The sequence below is a fragment of the Xanthomonas sp. NCPPB 3583 genome, from assembly GCF_041475715.2.
In the GTDB taxonomy this organism is placed as follows: Bacteria; Pseudomonadota; Gammaproteobacteria; order Xanthomonadales; family Xanthomonadaceae; genus Xanthomonas; species Xanthomonas euvesicatoria.
On the sequence record NZ_CM191263.1, the window covers coordinates 239,322 to 254,985 of the forward strand.

General features: G+C 66.1%; 16 protein-coding genes and 1 other RNA gene. 11 read left to right on the forward strand and 6 right to left on the reverse strand.

Annotated features, from left to right (window positions below):
- Positions 1–211 precede the first annotated feature (211 nt).
- On the forward strand, positions 212–814 hold the full coding sequence (locus tag ACCQ07_RS01005) for a superoxide dismutase family protein (RefSeq protein ID WP_031420650.1): 603 nt from the start codon (positions 212–214) through the stop codon (positions 812–814).
- Between the two features lie 48 nt (positions 815–862).
- Entirely contained in the window at positions 863–1,510 is a 648-nt protein-coding gene (locus tag ACCQ07_RS01010) for a superoxide dismutase family protein (protein ID WP_014088999.1), read from the forward strand.
- A 533-nt stretch (positions 1,511–2,043) separates the two neighbouring features.
- Here ACCQ07_RS01010 and ACCQ07_RS01015 read toward each other — a convergent pair.
- Positions 2,044–2,481 carry a VOC family protein gene (locus ACCQ07_RS01015; RefSeq protein WP_029818253.1) on the reverse strand — a complete coding sequence of 146 codons (438 nt, stop codon included), beginning with the start codon at positions 2,479–2,481 and terminating at the stop codon, positions 2,044–2,046.
- On the reverse strand, positions 2,478–3,362 hold the full coding sequence (locus ACCQ07_RS01020) for a hypothetical protein (protein ID WP_039417480.1): 885 nt from the start codon (positions 3,360–3,362) through the stop codon (positions 2,478–2,480). The genes ACCQ07_RS01015 and ACCQ07_RS01020 overlap by 4 nt, the downstream gene beginning before the upstream one ends.
- Positions 3,363–3,450: 88 nt before the next feature.
- On the opposite strand from ACCQ07_RS01020, the gene ACCQ07_RS01025 reads away from it, so the two are divergent.
- Positions 3,451–4,746, forward strand: a complete 1,296-nt coding sequence (locus ACCQ07_RS01025) for an acetyl-CoA C-acetyltransferase (protein WP_017156403.1) — start codon at positions 3,451–3,453, stop codon at positions 4,744–4,746.
- A 222-nt stretch (positions 4,747–4,968) separates the two neighbouring features.
- Here the strand turns inward: ACCQ07_RS01025 and ACCQ07_RS01030 are convergent, their stop codons facing one another.
- The 3 genes from ACCQ07_RS01030 to ACCQ07_RS01040 form a co-directional block, all read right to left on the reverse strand.
- Positions 4,969–6,234: a heme biosynthesis protein HemY gene (locus ACCQ07_RS01030; protein WP_031420658.1), complete on the reverse strand. Its 1,266-nt coding sequence runs from the start codon at positions 6,232–6,234 to the stop codon at positions 4,969–4,971.
- A complete protein-coding gene (locus ACCQ07_RS01035) occupies positions 6,231–7,208 on the reverse strand; it encodes a uroporphyrinogen-III C-methyltransferase (protein WP_008572010.1) in 978 nt (325 codons plus the stop codon). The genes ACCQ07_RS01030 and ACCQ07_RS01035 overlap by 4 nt, the downstream gene beginning before the upstream one ends.
- A gap of 103 nt (positions 7,209–7,311) precedes the next feature.
- Entirely contained in the window at positions 7,312–8,091 is a 780-nt protein-coding gene (locus ACCQ07_RS01040) for a uroporphyrinogen-III synthase (RefSeq protein ID WP_008572011.1), read from the reverse strand.
- A gap of 203 nt (positions 8,092–8,294) precedes the next feature.
- On the opposite strand from ACCQ07_RS01040, the gene ACCQ07_RS01045 reads away from it, so the two are divergent.
- The 7 genes from ACCQ07_RS01045 (at position 8,295) to ACCQ07_RS01075 (ending at position 12,637) form a co-directional block, all read left to right on the forward strand.
- Positions 8,295–9,104 (forward strand): glycosyltransferase family 25 protein, encoded by an 810-nt coding sequence (locus tag ACCQ07_RS01045; RefSeq protein ID WP_014089004.1) that lies wholly within the window; start codon positions 8,295–8,297, stop codon positions 9,102–9,104.
- 302 nt (positions 9,105–9,406) lie between these two features.
- The gene (locus ACCQ07_RS01050; protein ID WP_017156408.1) at positions 9,407–9,877 is read left to right on the forward strand and encodes a YiiD C-terminal domain-containing protein; all 471 of its coding nucleotides are present in this window, start codon (positions 9,407–9,409) and stop codon (positions 9,875–9,877) included.
- 28 nt (positions 9,878–9,905) lie between these two features.
- Positions 9,906–10,328 (forward strand): hypothetical protein, encoded by a 423-nt coding sequence (locus ACCQ07_RS01055; protein ID WP_071117612.1) that lies wholly within the window; start codon positions 9,906–9,908, stop codon positions 10,326–10,328.
- Positions 10,329–10,403: 75 nt separating this feature from the next.
- Positions 10,404–10,838, forward strand: coding sequence for a rhodanese-like domain-containing protein (locus ACCQ07_RS01060; RefSeq protein ID WP_005912207.1), 435 nt, complete (start codon positions 10,404–10,406; stop codon positions 10,836–10,838).
- 109 nt (positions 10,839–10,947) lie between these two features.
- Positions 10,948–11,460 (forward strand): protein-export chaperone SecB, encoded by a 513-nt coding sequence (gene secB, locus ACCQ07_RS01065; protein ID WP_003488515.1) that lies wholly within the window; start codon positions 10,948–10,950, stop codon positions 11,458–11,460.
- Between the two features lie 15 nt (positions 11,461–11,475).
- On the forward strand, positions 11,476–12,501 hold the full coding sequence (locus ACCQ07_RS01070) for an NAD(P)H-dependent glycerol-3-phosphate dehydrogenase (RefSeq protein ID WP_008572015.1): 1,026 nt from the start codon (positions 11,476–11,478) through the stop codon (positions 12,499–12,501).
- A 62-nt stretch (positions 12,502–12,563) separates the two neighbouring features.
- A non-coding RNA gene (locus tag ACCQ07_RS01075) (sX9 sRNA) lies at positions 12,564–12,637 on the forward strand.
- A gap of 335 nt (positions 12,638–12,972) precedes the next feature.
- Here ACCQ07_RS01075 and ACCQ07_RS01080 read toward each other — a convergent pair.
- Entirely contained in the window at positions 12,973–13,569 is a 597-nt protein-coding gene (locus tag ACCQ07_RS01080; protein WP_003488520.1) for an OmpO family porin, read from the reverse strand.
- A 375-nt stretch (positions 13,570–13,944) separates the two neighbouring features.
- Here ACCQ07_RS01080 and poxB point away from each other — a divergent pair, with 375 nt between their 5' ends.
- Complete coding sequence (gene poxB / locus ACCQ07_RS01085; protein ID WP_029818263.1) at positions 13,945–15,654, forward strand: ubiquinone-dependent pyruvate dehydrogenase; 1,710 nt, start codon at positions 13,945–13,947, stop codon at positions 15,652–15,654.
- Positions 15,655–15,664: the final 10 nt, after the last annotated feature.

The following is a 15,664-nucleotide window of genomic DNA, read 5'->3' on the forward strand; positions in this document are numbered from 1 at the left end:
GCATGCGGCGCTGTCGATGACGCCACCGCAACCCTGCCGTGCCGACGCCGTCGTCCGGGCAGTCACGCAGCGTGCCTGGCGCCTCGCACACCATCCGACAAGCCGACCCGGCACACCGACCCCGTACACTCCTGTGCCGCCAGCAGGCCCATTTCATGACACGTGAACATGCGCCCGCATAGGTTTCCAGCCTGATCAGGAGAACTGCTCGATGCGTTACCGGTCGCCCACGATCGTTGCCCTCACCGCGCTGGCGCTGGCCGCCTGCAGCAGCACGCCACCGCCGCCCAAGGCGCCTCCGCCGCCAGCGGCGCGGACCGTGCCTGCGCGCCCGGTGCAGCAAGCCGAGGCCGCGCTGGCTTCGGCCTCGGGCAGCCTGGTCAGCGGCCGGGTGGTGCTGGTGCCGGCGCTGCAGGGCATCCGCCTCACCGGCACCATCGGCGGCCTGCGTCCGGGCGGTGTGTCCGGATTCCATGTGCACGAACGCGGCGATTGCAGCGCGGCCGATGCCAGCAGCGCGGGCGCGCATTTCAACCCGGGTGGCGCACCGCACGGGCGTGCCGGTGGCGGCGCGCATCATCTGGGCGACATGGACAATCTGCGTGCAGACGCCGAAGGCGTGGTGCATCTGGACATGATTTTGTCCGGCATCAGTCTGGGCGATGGCGCCCCGACCGACGTGGTCGGCAAGTCGCTGATCGTGCATGCCGACCCCGACGACTATCGCAGCCAGCCCAGCGGCAATGCCGGTGCGCGCCTGGCCTGCGGCGTCATTCGCGTCACCCAATGGGGCACGCCCCCTTCGCAGCCCTGAGTCGGGGCGTCAACGGCTGCAGTTGCGGCCTTTCTTCAGGAGTACTCCATGCGCATTGTTCCGACCACCTTGTTTCTGGCCACCGCCCTGGTGCTGACCGCGTGCAAGCGCGAGGAACCAGCGCCCGCCGAGCCGGCACCCGCACCGCAGGCCAGCACCCCGGCCGAAGCGGCGCACGGTGGCGAACACGCCGCCTCCATGGTCACCGAGGCGGCGGCCACCACCACCGCAACCGCCGAGCTCAAGCCGACCAAGGGCAATGACGTCAAAGGCACGGTGACGTTCAAGACCGTCGACGGTGCGCTGCGCGTCACCGGCCAGCTCAGCGGCCTCAAGCCCAATACCGAGCACGGCTTCCACATCCACGAAAAGGGCGATTGCAGCGCACCGGACGGCAGCAGCGCCGGCGGTCACTTCAACCCGTCCCAGTCCGATCACGGCAACGTCAGCACCGAGCCGCACCATGGTGGCGACATGCCCAACATCACCGCCGACGCGCAGGGTAACGCCAGCATCGACGGCCCGGTCTCCAGCAACGTCAACCTCGGCAAGGCCGACCAGTTCGATATCGCCGGCCACGCGGTGATCGTGCATGCCGACGCAGACGACTACAAAACCCAGCCCACCGGCAACGCGGGCGGCCGCCTGGCCTGCGGCGTGATCACCACCGATAACGCGCAGGCGGCGACCAAGTAAGTGCTCTGCGACCGTTGTCGATGCACGGCAACGGTTGAATACGACGACGCTGCGGGCGATGTCGGCCGACCGGCCGGTGGACATGCAGGCAGCGCTGCAGCTCACACACCAACGCCGCGGCGACAGCGCCGCGGCGTTTGCGTAGGCGCGAGGTGCAGCGTCCAACCTTCGCTCCGATCGCGATATGGCGCACACATGGGTGGATGCGCCTGGATGCGGCAGCTTGCCGATGCCATAAGCGCGAGCCGTGCGCATCCAGCGCAGCGATTGTCGAACGAACGCCGCAAACGCCGTCTTCCACTGCCCCTGGCGATCACCCGGTGATCCGCTTGCCAGCGGTCATTGTGCGTAGGCAGACGCGGTGTCTGTCCAAGGCCGATCGGGCCAGAGCCAATCGGGCACGCGAACAGTTCGCTTGAAGGCAGTGCACGCTGTTCGAGGAGATCGAACCGGTGGCATCCAGCCCGCCAATCGCGCGACAACCTCAGGTGTTGATCGATCACGGCAAATGCGGCTCACCGCGCAGCGATCACTCAATAATTCGCCCACAACCCCGGTGTCGCCAATTCCAGCAAATGCGCATCGGGATCGCGGAAGTAAATGCTTTGCCCGCCGCCCGGCCATTGCGTACGGCCTTCGATGGCGACCCCGCAGGCATGCAGGTGATTTTCCCAGCCGGGCAGGGCATCGCTTGCGACCGCCAGTGCGAAATGCTGGCGCCCGTTGCCGTCATGCGGCGGAATCGTGCCGCCTGGCAGCGTGACCGTCGCCGAGGTGCTGCCTTGCAGGAACAGCAACAAGACCTGCCCAGGCGCGATGGCGTAGGCGGCCATGCGCGTATCGCGGTGCATCGGTTGCAACCCCAGCACGCGCGCGTAGAAGGCGCATGCGCGCTCCAGGTCCGCAACATACACGCCGGTTTCCAGCACGCCCTGCAGCGCAGGGGGCAAGGCCGCCGGCGTCTGGCTCACGCCGCCAGCGCCTGCCGCGGATCCTGGCCCGGCTCGATATGCACGTACAGCACGGGCAGCCCATGCGCTTCCAGCACGGCGGCCATCTGCCGCTGGCGTGCCAGATAGTGCTCATAGACGCCGCGCAGGCGTTCGCAATCTTCGCGGTCGTGCGCGTAGTAATCGCACCACCCTGCGGGATCGAACAAGGCGATACGCACTTCGCCATCGATGTAGCGCAACACCGGCTCGGGGGGCTGCTCCAGCCACTCTTCGGTGTGCGGCGCCAGCAGTGCGGCTTCGATCAGCGGCCACAGCGGCGCCAGGCCCTGATTGTCGTACTGCATCGACATCATCGCCGCCAGATCGTTGGCGGTGAGATACCGCGCATGCTCGATGCGGGCGCCGAAGCTTTCCTGCGCCAGCAACGCGGTATCGGCCTGCGCCATTCCCTGGGCCAGCAGCACTTCCTCCATGGCGTCGGCCACGCCGGCAACCGTGTGCGGGTCGCCGGACAGCAGGAACGGCAACACGCGCAACCCACCGCCGGCCAGTTGCGCATCGGCCTGGAACGGCAGCGGGATCTCGCCTTGCGCGTCGGCACCGAAGGCCAGCACCCGCGGGCCCTGGTCGCGCCCGGGTGCACGCGCCTGCAGCTCTTCCAGGCGCCGATGCAGCGGCCAGCCCGGCCGCAACACTTCGGACGGATCGAAATGCGCCAACGCCACGCTCAATTCCAGATCGCGGACTTCCGGGATCCATTGCGCCAGGTCGCGGCCGATGCGTTCGGCCAGCATGCCGGCCTGCGCCGGCGCCAAGGCGCCGCGCTCGGGGGCGCTTCCGCCGGTCAATTCCAGCGCCAGCACACCCATGGCGGTTACGCCGTGTTCGGTCTTGCTCATGATTCGCGGTTGGCCCATCACGGGGTCGAAGCTACACTGCGGCCATTATGCCTGCCGGCCCTGTGCAGGCCATGTCCCCGAGTCCTCCATGCCAGGTCAACCGATGCCCGCAGCCCGTCCCGTCGCCATTTTGGGCGGCGTTCGTATCCCGTTCTGTCGTCAGAACACCGCGTATGCGGATGTGGGCAACCTGGGCATGTCGGTGCGCACGCTGGGCGCGTTGGTCGAGCGCTTCGGGTTGCATGGGCAGCAATTGGGCGAAGTGGCGATGGGCGCGGTGATCAAGCATTCCGCGGACTGGAACCTGGCGCGCGAGGCGGCGCTGTCGTCGGGTCTGTCGCCGCTGACGCCGGGCATCACCCTGCAGCGCGCCTGCGGCACCAGCCTGGATTCGGTGATCACCATCGCCAACAAGATCGCGCTGGGGCAGATCGACTCGGGCATCGGCGGCGGCTCTGACACCACCTCCGAAGTGCCGATCGTGTACGGCAAGAAGTTGCGCGCACGGCTGCTGGCCGCCAACCGTGCCAAGGCCACCGGCGACAAGCTCAAGGCGCTGCTGCGCGGCTTCAAGCTGGCCGAGCTCAAGCCCGAGTTCCCCGGCGTGGCCGAGCCGCGCACCGGCAAGAGCATGGGCGACCACTGCGAGGACATGGCCAAGGAATGGAACATCTCGCGCGATTCGCAGGACGAATGGGCGGTGGCTTCGCACCATAAGCTGGCCGCTGCCTATGAGCGCGGTTTCTTCGACTCGCTGATCGCGCCGTTCCGCGGCGTCTCGCGGGACAACATCCTGCGCGCGGACACCTCGCTGGAAAAACTCGCCACGCTGCGCCCGGCCTTCGACAAGACCTCTGGCCGCGGCACGTTGACCGCGGCCAATTCCACCCCGCTCACCGATGGTGCGGCCGCGGTGCTGCTCTCCAGCGAAGCCTGGGCGCTGGCGCATGGCCACACCCCGATGGCCTATCTGCGTGATGCGCAGGTGGCGGCGGTGGATTTCGTGCATGGCGAAGGCCTGTTGATGGCGCCGACCATTGCGGTGCCGCAGATGCTGGCGCGTCAGGGCCTGACCCTGCAGGATTTCGACATCTACGAAATCCACGAGGCCTTCGCCGCGCAGGTGCTGTGCACGTTGCGTGCCTGGGAGAGCGAGGATTACTGCCGCAATCGCCTCGGGCTGGATGCGCCGCTGGGACGCATCGACCCGGACAAGATCAATCCGCTGGGCTCGTCGCTGGCCACCGGCCATCCGTTCGCCGCCACTGGCGCACGCGTGGTGGCCACGGCCGCCAAACAGCTGGAAGAGCGCGGCGGCGGCCGTGCATTGATTTCGATCTGCACCGCCGGCGGCATGGGCGTGGTGGCGATCGTCGAGCGCTGATGCCGTGGTGCGGTACGGGATTGCGCATTCGGGATTGGGGATTTGCAGAAGCGGCAGTTGAATTCTGCCGTTGCGGGTCCGCCATCCTTAATTCCATCGCTGTATGGCTAACAATGCGACGTCAGCTTCTTCGATGAAGCAGATGGCCGCTTGGCGCGCATTGACCCCGTTCGCGGGAGTGCAATGCGGCGGTAAGCACATCGCATACCGCCGCTGTCCCGACTACAGAATGCGATCGTCCGCTGCGTGCGGATCGACTGGCGCCGGGTCGTGCGTGGTGACGATCGGCCCGCGCAACGACTGCTGTGGCATGACGTCGCGTACCGGTTCGCCGCGTGCGGCGCGCAAGGCATTGGCGTAGCAATGCTGTGCCGACAGCAGGTCGCCGGAGGCGGCAAACCCGTGTCCCAGCTCTTCCCAGGCCTCGCTGCCGGCGCCGCTTGCGATGGCGCGATGCAGGAATTCCTCGGCCTGCGACCACTGCTGTTGATGACGCGCGAGCCGCGCCAGTGTCAGCAACAGCCCTGGGCTGTCGGGATATTGGGTCAGCCAGCGCTGCGCGCTGGCGCGGCGCGAATCGTATTTTTCCAGCGGCAGCACGCCGTACAGGCGTACCAGCGATTCGTCCCATTGCGCGTCCAGCGCCTGCTCCAGGCTGTGCACGGCGGCATCGTCCCAATGCAGCACGGCCGCACGTTGCGCGTAGGCGCCAACCACTGCCGGAGTGGTGCGTAATGTCTTGGGCAATGCTTCCCAGCGCTCGGCCAGTGCATTGGCGTCGCTGGCCTGCAACAGGGTCTGCTCGGCCAGCGTCGCTTCCAGCGTGCTGTAGGCATCGGGCGCCAAGACCGCCTGCTGACGCAGGGCACCGAGCTGGCCATAGGCTTCGTCGGCGCGACCGATCTGCGCCAGGGCGTGGGTGCGCAACAGCAGGCCGCGTGCCGGCAACGGCTGCGCGTTGGCGCTATCCAGTGCATTGATCGCATCGACCGGGCGCTGGCGCGCCAGGTGCCGCTCGCCCTGCAACAGCGCATAGCCTGTCGGGTCGCGCTCGGCCAGTTGCTTTGCCAGTGCCGTGGCCGCCGCCTCGTCGCCGCGCGCATCGGCCACGCGCACCGCGCTGGCCAGGGCAATGCCGCTGACCTCATCGTCTTCGCTGGCACTGACCAGCAGCCGCTCGGCGCGCTGCCATTGGCCATGATCGGCAGCGCGCAGACCTTCGATCAAACGCGCACGGCCCTTGTTGCGGCGGTACTTGCCCCACACGCGGAACGGCAGGCTGATCAACGTCCAGAGCAGCCACAGCACCAGCAATGCGATCAGCAGGATCAGCAGCGCTTGCGGCATGGCGGCGTGATAGTCGTTGCCCCCCACACTGACAACGACGTTGCCCAGGTCGTAACTGTTCTGATGCGACAGCCACTGTGCACCAAGCACGCCCAGCGCCACGGCAACCAGCAGGATCAAGACGGTACGCAACACTTTCATTGGGTGGATCTCCCTTCACGCATGGCCTGCAGTTGCAGCAGGGTGGTGCCCAGTTCCGGCAGGCGCGGACGCAGTGGCGCTTGTTGCAGGCTGCGCAAGCGTGCACGCAGCTGACGACGTTGCGGCGAATCCGGCCAGAGCCGGGTGGTCCAGGTCTCCACGCGGCGCAGCGATTGCGCAAAACCGGCGGCATCGCCACGTTCCGCGGCCGCGCGGGCCAGGCTGATTTCGATCTGCACTGCATCGCGCGCAGCACGCCGGTCGCCGCCGGTCAGCAAGGCGTCGCCGCGGCTGGGGCGGATGTCCACCAGCGGCGCCAGCGCCTTTTGCCACCACGGTTGCGCCGCGGCGCTGGCCTGTGCGGTCTGTTCCGGCAGGCGCTGCAACTCGGCGGCCAAGGTGTCCAGATTCTTGCCCGCCTCCGCCTGCGGGCCAGCCCCCAGACGCTCCAGCGCATCGCGTTCCTGTACCAATGCCTGACGCAGATTGAGGTAACCGGGGTCGTCGATGCCGTTGAGTGCGCCGTTGGCCAGCGCATAGGCGCGCCGCGCGCCATCGGCATCGCCGGCGATACTCAGGCGCTGCTGGCCGAGCCGCAGCAGCAGCTCCACTTCATCCAGGCGCAGCGCCTGTGCGCCATGACGGTTGGGGTCGGCCAGCTTTTGCACGGTGTCTTCGAGCAACGCGCTGCGCTGACTCAAGCCCAGCATCTCGTCGCGCAGGACGCGGTTGGTGGCCGCCGCGTCCTGCAGACGTTCGTTGGCCAGGCGCTGATCGCGGCGCAGCGTCTCCAGCATCTGCTGGGTGCCGTCCCAGCGTTGCTGCTGCGCCTGCGCGGCCTGCAGCTGCGTTGCCTGATAGTTCTGCCACGCGCGCCAGCCCAGGAACAGCGCCACGCCAACGGCCGCCACGGCGACGACAAGCAGCAGCCATGCCAAGGGAAAGCGTCGCGCAGGAGCGGGCATTTCGGTCATTCGGACATCCTCGGGCAGTCACGACCGGCGCAGGCGCCGCAGTCATCGCACACAGCATGGCGTGCAGCGCCGGACGGCGGCAAGCTGTGCTTGAGTTCGCAGTTCAGCAAGGTCGTGGTGGTGTCATGATTGCCGCCTCAGCAGCAGCGGCGAGCTGCTGCGGCAACGGGCCTGCTGCGCGCATGCCATGCACGAAACCGGCTGCACGTGCGGCGTCGAGCATGCGATCGCTGGATGCCACTACCGGACGCTGTTGCCACGCAGCGACCAATTCGGCAGGCAGCTGTTGCAGAACCAGCGTCAGCGCTTCGGCGCTACTGAGCGCCAGCACGCTGCGCGGCAGTGCAAGCGACAACGCCTGGATGGACGAGGCGCGCAAGCGCAGCGGGACGCGTCGATAGACATCGGCACGCACGATGCGTGCACCGCGCTGCTGCAACGTGGGCGCCAGCATGCCGCGCCCGCCGGGGGCAGTGATCAGCCCGACGGCCTGTAGCGGTGCCTGCAGCAGCGGCAGCGCAAGCAGGCCTTCGCTGTCCATGCGCGCCGGCCGCACCACGCTGTCGATGCCGCAGGCGTGCAATGCGCGCGCAGTGCCGTCGCCCACGCTGACCCAGTGCGCCTGCGCCGGGCGCTGCAGCGGCGCCAGACGATGCGCTGCCTGCACCGCGGCCGGGCTGGTGAAAATCGCAATCGGCGCTGCCAGCGCCTGCCGCAGCGCGTCTCGCGCCTGTGCGGTGTCATGGGTCTGCAGGCGCCATGGCGACAGCGCAAGTACCCGTCCGCCATGCCGCGCAACTGCCCGCCGCAACGGCGCATGTTCACCGCTGGGGCGCAGCGAGATCAGGGTCCAGGCAGCGTCGGGATGGGCAAGGCCGGTCATGAGGTGATTATGCGAGAGCGTGGGTCACCTGCGGCCCACTGTCGCCGCATCCGGGGATGCCAGTACGAATCGATGGCGCAATGCCGGCAGCCAGAGCGATGATTCGGCAGCCTGACTGGCGCCCTTCGACTCGATCCGGAACCTCTTGCAACCGCTGGGAATCCGGTCACGATCCTGGCCGATAACCGTGCTGGAGCGGCGAAGTGATCAAGTCCTATCTTATCAACATGCAGCGCAGCGGCGACCGGTTGCAGGCCATGTCGGCGCGCTTCGACGCGCTGGGCCTGCCGTTCGAGCGCATTGCTGCCATCGATGGCGCTACGTTGACGGACGAGCAGATCGCCGACTTCGTACGCGAGCGCCCATTGGAAGGGTCGGGCGATGCCTTCAGCACCGGCCCGCGCAAGTGGACGGCGTCCAACATCGGCTGCTTTCTCAGTCACCAGGCAGCGTGGCGCATTGCGGCCGATTCCGACGACGCCTACACGGCGATTTTCGAAGACGACATGCATCTGTCCGATGCGCTGCCGGCGTTGCTGGGCAGCACCGATTGGCTACCGGGTGGCCGCAGCATCGTGCGGCTGGAGCCGTCCTACAACCGCATCAAACTCGATGCCAAGGTGGCGGATGTCGCCGGGCGCCAACTGCGCCTGGTGCGGCCATCGACGTATCAGCATTGCTGGCCGGTATGCGCCGGCGCGCTGATCATCAGCAGGGATGCGGCGCGATTGCTGCTGGCTGCGAAGGCGCGCTGGCACACCATGGCCGATATCTTTTTGTTCGGCTGGAACGAGTCGCCGGTGGCGCACCAGTTGTCCACCTATCAGCTCTCGCCGGCTGCGTGCATCCAGGACAAATTCTTCCATGCAGCTGCGGAAAACATCGTGTTTACCAGCACGATCGATGCGCCGCTGACGCACGCACAGAAGCAGCGCAGCACGCATTGGAAAGCCAAGGCCACCGCGCTGTTGCGGGTGGCGCAGGGCTATCGAAAGGTGGTCTTTGCACCTTAGCGTGGCAAACAAGCACTCGCGCGCAGGCGTCGGTCGTGCCGGGCGGTTTGATGCATGGCGCGCTATCTGCAACGCCACCGGCAGGCATCGTGGCGGATACCGCGTGCTGACTGAGCGCGTGATCCGGGCTGGGCCAAGGCATCGAAAAGGTTGTTGCATGCGGCCAGCGCGATGCCGGCCCACACATCGCACGTGGCGATGACTGCATTCACCATGCGGTACCGCATGTCATGCAGGTGCACAAGACGCTCGCAGAACATTGCGGCATGATGCCGCCCTTCGCCGTCTTTCAGTCTTTGCCGATGACTCCTTCGTGCACGCTCGCATCCGCCCTGCAGTCGCTGCAGCAGCAGTTCATCGCCATGCCGCCGGTCCTGTCGATGGGCATTGCCGTGGACGGTCTGCACGATGGTGCGTTGCGCCTGCGGGCGCCGCTGCAGGCCAACGTCAACGACAAGGCCAATGCGTTCGGCGGCAGCCTGGCCTCGCTGATGACGCTGGCCAGCTGGGGGTGGCTGACCCTGCAGCTGCAATTGGCCGGGCACCACGCCGATGTCTACGTTGCAGACAGCCAGCTGCGCTATGTCGCGCCGGTGTACGAAGACCTGGTCGCCAATGCCGAGCCGTCCGAGCTGGGGAGCTGGGAGGCCTTTCTGGCGACGTTCCGGCAACGTGGCAAGGCGCGCATCGGCATGCGCGCGCAGATCGCGCTGGGCTCCGGTGCCGCCGCGGCCACGTTGAGCGGGCGCTTCGTGGCGTTTCCAAAACGGTAGGATGCCGGCTGGATCCGGGGGAATACGCATGCGTGCAGTCACTACAACGATCGTGCTGCTTGGGCTGGCACTGCTGAGCGGGGTGGCCAATGCCGGCAGCCGTGCCCAGGCGCGGGCGCTGGAAACCATCCAGGCCGCCTACACGGCCGCCGTGCGCTGGAACGATTTCGATGCCGCGCAGGGCTTCGTCGAGCCGGCCTATGCCCAGGCGCATCCGCTCAGCGACCTGGAACGTTCGCGCTACGAGCAGGTGCAGATTTCCGGCTACCGCGAGGTGCGCGTGGGCCAAGACCCCAATGGCGACCTGCGGCGCGAGGTCGAGTTGCGGGTGATCAACCGCAATACCCAGGCCGAACGGCTGGTGCGCAGCATCGAGATCTGGCGCTGGAATCCCGAACAGAAGCGCTGGTGGTTGGCCAGCGGCCTGCCCGACCTGTGGAAGGGCCAGTAGCCTGGCCCCTGCGCGCCGGGCGTCGCGTGCGCCAGCTGTGCGACAATTCCCGCCCGCTCGACTGACCCTGACCCCGTGAATTTCGAAGAGCTGCAGGCCTTTGTCGGCCGCAACCCCATGTTGTCGCTGGCCCTGGTGGGCCTGACCATCGCCCTGATCGTCACCGAGGTCGCGCGCCTGTTCCGCGGCTATCGCGCGCTCAAGCCGGCCGAGCTGACCCGTCTGATCAACAGCGAAAATGCGCTGGTGATCGACCTGTCGCCCACTGCCGACTTCGAAAAAGGCCACATCGCCGGCAGCCGAAACGTGGCGCTGGCCAAGTTCGACCCGGCCGGCAAGCTATTGGCCAACGCCAAGGCCTCGCCGGTGGTGGTGGTGTGCCGCAGCGGTACCACCTCCGCCGGTGCAGCCAAGACGCTGAAGAAAGCTGGTTTCGAACAGGTGTACTGGCTCGAAGGCGGCGTCGCCGCCTGGCAGATGGCCGAGCTGCCACTGATCAAGGGCCGCTGATCCGCCTTGTGCGGCAACCGGCACGCCCCCATTGCTGGCGTGAGAGACTTGCGCTTTCACGTTTGCATCACTCAACGCTGCATCCACCGAACCGTTTCTGGAGTTAGGAATGTCCGACGAAATCCTCAACGGCGCCGCTGCGCCGGCCGACGCCGCTGCTGGTCCCGCCTTCACCATCGAAAAGATTTACGTCAAGGACGTGTCCTTCGAATCTCCGAACGCACCGGCCGTCTTCAATGACGCCAACCAGCCCGAGCTGCAGCTGAACCTCAACCAGAAGGTGCAGCGCCTCAACGACAACGCCTTCGAAGTGGTGTTGGCCGTGACTCTGACCTGCACCGCCGGTGGCAAGACGGCCTATGTGGCCGAAGTGCAGCAGGCCGGCGTGTTCGGCCTAGTCGGCCTGGACCCGCAGGCGATCGACGTGCTGCTCGGCACCCAGTGCCCAAACATCCTGTTCCCGTACGTGCGCACCCTGGTCAGCGACCTGATCCAGGCCGGCGGCTTCCCGCCGTTCTACCTGCAGCCGATCAATTTCGAAGCCCTGTACGCAGAAACCCTGCGTCAGCGTCAGAACGAAGGCACTTCGCTGGCCGATTCCGAGCCGGCTGGCAACGCCTAAGCGTTGATTGCGCCGATGAGCGATTGGACCCACAAGATCGCCGTTCTCGGCGCCGGCTCCTGGGGCACGGCCCTGGCCGCGCTGCTCGCCAGGCATGGTCATCCGACCGTGCTCTGGGGGCGCGATGCGGCGATGGTGGATACCATCGACCGCACCCACGAGAACGCGCGCTATCTGCCGGGCATTGCGCTGCCCGACAGTCTGCGTGCCACCACCGACCTGCAGGCGGCGGTGGCTGACGCCACCTGGATCCTGGTGGTGGTGCCCTCGCATGCGTTCACCGAGACCATCCGGCTGATCGCACCGCTGCGTCCGGCCGGTGCCGGCGTTGCCTGGGCGACCAAGGGCTTCGAACCCGGTTCCGGGCGGTTCCTGCATGAAGTGGCACGCGACATCCTCGGCCCCAGCGTTCCGCTGGCCGTGGTGACCGGGCCCTCCTTCGCCAAGGAAGTCACGCTCGGCCTGCCGACCGCCATCACCGTGCACGGCGACGATGCGGCGTTCGCACAAGTGGTGGCCGATGCGATGCACGGCCCCACCTTCCGCGCCTACACCGGCGACGACATGGTGGGCGCCGAGCTGGGCGGGGCGATGAAGAACGTGCTGGCGGTGGCCACCGGCGTGGCCGACGGCATGCAGCTTGGTCTCAATGCACGGGCCGGTCTGATCACGCGTGGCTTGAACGAGATGCTGCGTCTGGCGGCGGTGATCGGCGCACGTCCGGAGACCCTGATGGGCCTGGCCGGATTGGGCGATCTGGTGCTTACCTGCACCGGCGATCTGTCGCGCAACCGGCGCCTGGGTCTGGCCCTGGGGCGCGGGCAGAGCTTGGACGATGCGATCCGCGAGATCGGCCAGGTTGTCGAATCGGTGCAGACGGCCGATGAGGTCATGCGTCAGGCCGAACACCACGGCATCGAACTGCCGATCTCCAATGCCGTGCGCGCGGTATTGCACGGTGAAATCACTCCGGAAGCAGGCCTGAAGGAACTGCTGGCACGCGAGCGCAAGCCAGAGTACCCGCAGACCTTGTTTACCTGAGAACAGCCGACAAACCGCTGCGCTTACTGCCAGTCGTGCGTGGGCCGGTGCTTAGAATCCTCGTGCGCCACCCTTGCATGACGGTTCCGCGCGCTGTCCACGCCACCGGATGATTGCTCGCTCCGTCTTGTTCGCCGCGCCAAGACCGGTAGCGCCTCGGCATCCGATGCGAAAATGCACAACACAACGCCCGGCAGTACCGGGCGTTTTTTTTGTTTGGCCGCTTGCCGCGCGGCGCAAGCACCGCTTTGGCGGATCGGGCGCCAGGTCGTTGGGGCACCCAACGCGAGCGCGGCCCACCCTCGTGACGCAGATGCATCGTTGGCGAGGTTCCCTGTGCGAAGTGACGCGCATCGTGACGTGCATGTTCAAACCGCCAACCGATCGCCCAAAAGAAAGAAGCCCGGTCGGAGGACCGGGCTTCCAGTGCAACGCGGGAGAGAGAGAGCGCGCTGCAGTCAAACGTGCGGCTTACCAGCTGAAGCGCGGGCCGACCGACCATTCCTTGTTGCCGTCGCCATCCATACGGATGTCGCCATTGATGCCCCAGTTCTGGTTCAACTTCACCTGGGCGCCAAGGCGGCCGTAGAAGTTGTCGCCGATGTCGATGCCACGCTTCTTGGAGAAATCTTCGTAGCCAGCCAGGGCATAGACTTCGAAGTGCTCGCCGAAGGCGTTACGCAGACCGGCTTCAACGCTGTAGCCGTCGAAGTTGATGTTCGGGGTGTCCAGGTCCAGCTTGCGGTAGGCAACGCGCGCAACGAAGTCGGTGCTCGTGGCGATTTCGTGGTTGAAGCCCACGCCGACGCCCCACTGCTGGAAGTCCGAGTCGGTGTTTTCGAACACGTTGTTGTTGTCGTCAGCATTCTGCTTGCTGTAATCGCCGAACACGTGGAAGTTCGGAGCGATGGCATAAGAGGCCTTCACGCCCCAGCCGTCCGCATCGCGACCTTCGGTCGGCGTGCGCACGTAGTCGCCTTCGACGAAGTTGTAGGAGAGGTTTTCAGCAGCCGAAGCCGCAAACGGCAGAGCTGCGAGAAGGCCGAGGGCCAGCAAAGAAGTCTTCATGATCGGGATACCTGTACTTATTTGATTGGACCGGCGCTGAGGCGGATGCCGTTCGCTGCCGAGATGTAAATTCTCCGTTATTCGATGGAACGCGACATGAATTTTGGACTGACCAGTTGATGAATCATCGCGCCAGATTCAGCTGCGCTTTCTTGTGTAGCGTGCAGATGCGCGTACAGCACGTGCAAAACGTGATGCTCTAGCGCTTACATGGCGCCGACGTGAGGCATGTGTACACAAACGCGGCAGATCGCCTGGTTTCCAACGTTTTACGCGCGCTCGCTCCACCAGCACATTGCACTGACACCGCCGCTGGGAGCATTGCACGCCTGTTGAACACACCTGTGGAGCTGCATCGTGGCGAAGAAAAAAACGTTGGCGCGCTTTCTGGCCGAGACGCTGCAGAGCGCCGGGGTCGAGCGGATCTGGGGCGTCACCGGCGACAGCCTCAACGGCTTGACCGATGCCTTGCGCGAGATGCAGACCATCGCGTGGATGCATGTGCGGCACGAAGAAGTGGCCGCGTTCGCCGCAGGTGCAGAGGCGGCGGTGACCGGCCAGCTGGCGGTGTGTGCCGGCAGTTGCGGGCCGGGCAATCTGCACCTGATCAACGGGCTGTTCGATTGCCATCGCAGCCGCCAGCCGGTACTGGCGATTGCCGCGCATATTCCGTCGTCCGAGATCGGGCTGAGCTATTTTCAGGAGACCCACCCGCAGGAGCTGTTTCGCGAGTGCAGTCACTTCGTGGAGTTGGTGACCAACCCGGCGCAATTGCCGGAAGTGCTGCATCGGGCGATGCGCACGGCCATCCTGCAGCAAGGCGTGGCGGTGGTGGTGATTCCCGGCGATATCGCGCTGCTGGAGGTGGACAAGCATGTCTCCAGTGCGTGGCCGGCGCTGCGTCAGCCGCGGGTGCTGCCCGCCGCCGAGGACGTGCGGCAATTGGCCGAGCTGCTGCAGCAGAGCAAGGCAGTGACGCTGTTGTGCGGCAGTGGCTGTGCCGGCGCGCATGACGCAGTCGTGGCGTTGGCCGACACGTTGGGTGCGCCGGTGGTGCATGCGCTGCGCGGCAAGGAATACGTGGAGTGGGACAACCCGTTCGATGTCGGCATGACTGGCCTGATCGGTTTCAGTTCCGGTTATCACGCCATGCTCAATTGCGACACCTTGCTCATGCTGGGCACGGATTTTCCGTACCGGCAGTTCTACCCGAAGGACGCGACCATCGTGCAGGTGGATCGCGACCCGAGCGCGCTCGGTCGGCGCACGCCGTTGCAGCTGGGCATTGCCGCCGATGTGGGTGAAACCATTGCAGCATTGCTGCCACAGCTGCAGCGCCGCGAAGAACGTGGCTTTCTGGAAAAGTCGCTTGCGCACTACCGCAAGGCGCGCGAAGGGCTGGACGATCTGGCGGTGCCGGCAGATCCCGGGCAGCCGCTGCACCCGCAGTTCGTGACCCGGCTGATCAGCCAGATCGCCGATCAGGATGCAGTGTTCACCTGCGATGTCGGCACGCCCACGGTGTGGGCCGCCCGCTACCTGCGCATGAACGGCAAGCGTCGCTTGCTGGGGTCGTTCAATCACGGTTCGATGGCCAACGCAATGCCGCAGGCGCTTGGTGCGCAAGCGGCATTTCCCGGTCGGCAAGTCATTTCGCTATCGGGCGATGGTGGCTTTGCGATGCTGATGGGCGATTTCATCTCGCTGGCGCAATTGAACCTGCCGGTGAAGGTGGTGGTGTTCAACAACGCTTCGCTGGGATTTGTGGCGATGGAGATGAAGGCTGCCGGTTACCTGGATACCGGTACCGAGCTGCGCAATCCGGACTTTGCAGCGATGAGCAATGCGATGGGCATCCTCGGGATTCGTGTGGACGAATCATCGCAACTGGAGCGTGCATTGCGCCAAGCCTTCGCGCATTCGGGTCCAGCGTTGGTGGATGTGCGCATCGCCACGCAGGAGCTGGCGGTGCCGCCGGCGATCAAGCTCGAACAGGCCAAGGGCATGGGCCTGTATCTGCTCAAGGCGGTGATGAGCGGGCGTGGCGATGAGGTCATCGAGTTGGTGAAGACCAACCTGCGTTAATTCAGTTGTA

Bases quoted from the DNA above. Each gene is read 5' to 3' on its own strand.
- secB (WP_003488515.1), top strand. From the start codon at position 10,948: ATGTCCGACGAAATCCTCAACGGCGCCGCTGCGCCGGCCGACGCCGCT.
- ACCQ07_RS01035 (WP_008572010.1), bottom strand. From the start codon at position 7,208: ATGACCGAAATGCCCGCTCCTGCGCGACGCTTTCCCTTGGCATGGCTG.
- ACCQ07_RS01005 (WP_031420650.1), top strand. From the start codon at position 212: ATGCGTTACCGGTCGCCCACGATCGTTGCCCTCACCGCGCTGGCGCTG.
- ACCQ07_RS01010 (WP_014088999.1), top strand. From the start codon at position 863: ATGCGCATTGTTCCGACCACCTTGTTTCTGGCCACCGCCCTGGTGCTG.
- ACCQ07_RS01070 (WP_008572015.1), top strand. From the start codon at position 11,476: ATGAGCGATTGGACCCACAAGATCGCCGTTCTCGGCGCCGGCTCCTGG.
- ACCQ07_RS01030 (WP_031420658.1), bottom strand. From the start codon at position 6,234: ATGAAAGTGTTGCGTACCGTCTTGATCCTGCTGGTTGCCGTGGCGCTG.
- ACCQ07_RS01040 (WP_008572011.1), bottom strand. From the start codon at position 8,091: ATGACCGGCCTTGCCCATCCCGACGCTGCCTGGACCCTGATCTCGCTG.
- ACCQ07_RS01020 (WP_039417480.1), bottom strand. From the start codon at position 3,362: ATGAGCAAGACCGAACACGGCGTAACCGCCATGGGTGTGCTGGCGCTG.
- ACCQ07_RS01025 (WP_017156403.1), top strand. From the start codon at position 3,451: ATGCCAGGTCAACCGATGCCCGCAGCCCGTCCCGTCGCCATTTTGGGC.
- ACCQ07_RS01080 (WP_003488520.1), bottom strand. From the start codon at position 13,569: ATGAAGACTTCTTTGCTGGCCCTCGGCCTTCTCGCAGCTCTGCCGTTT.
- ACCQ07_RS01055 (WP_071117612.1), top strand. From the start codon at position 9,906: ATGCGTGCAGTCACTACAACGATCGTGCTGCTTGGGCTGGCACTGCTG.
- ACCQ07_RS01050 (WP_017156408.1), top strand. From the start codon at position 9,407: ATGACTCCTTCGTGCACGCTCGCATCCGCCCTGCAGTCGCTGCAGCAG.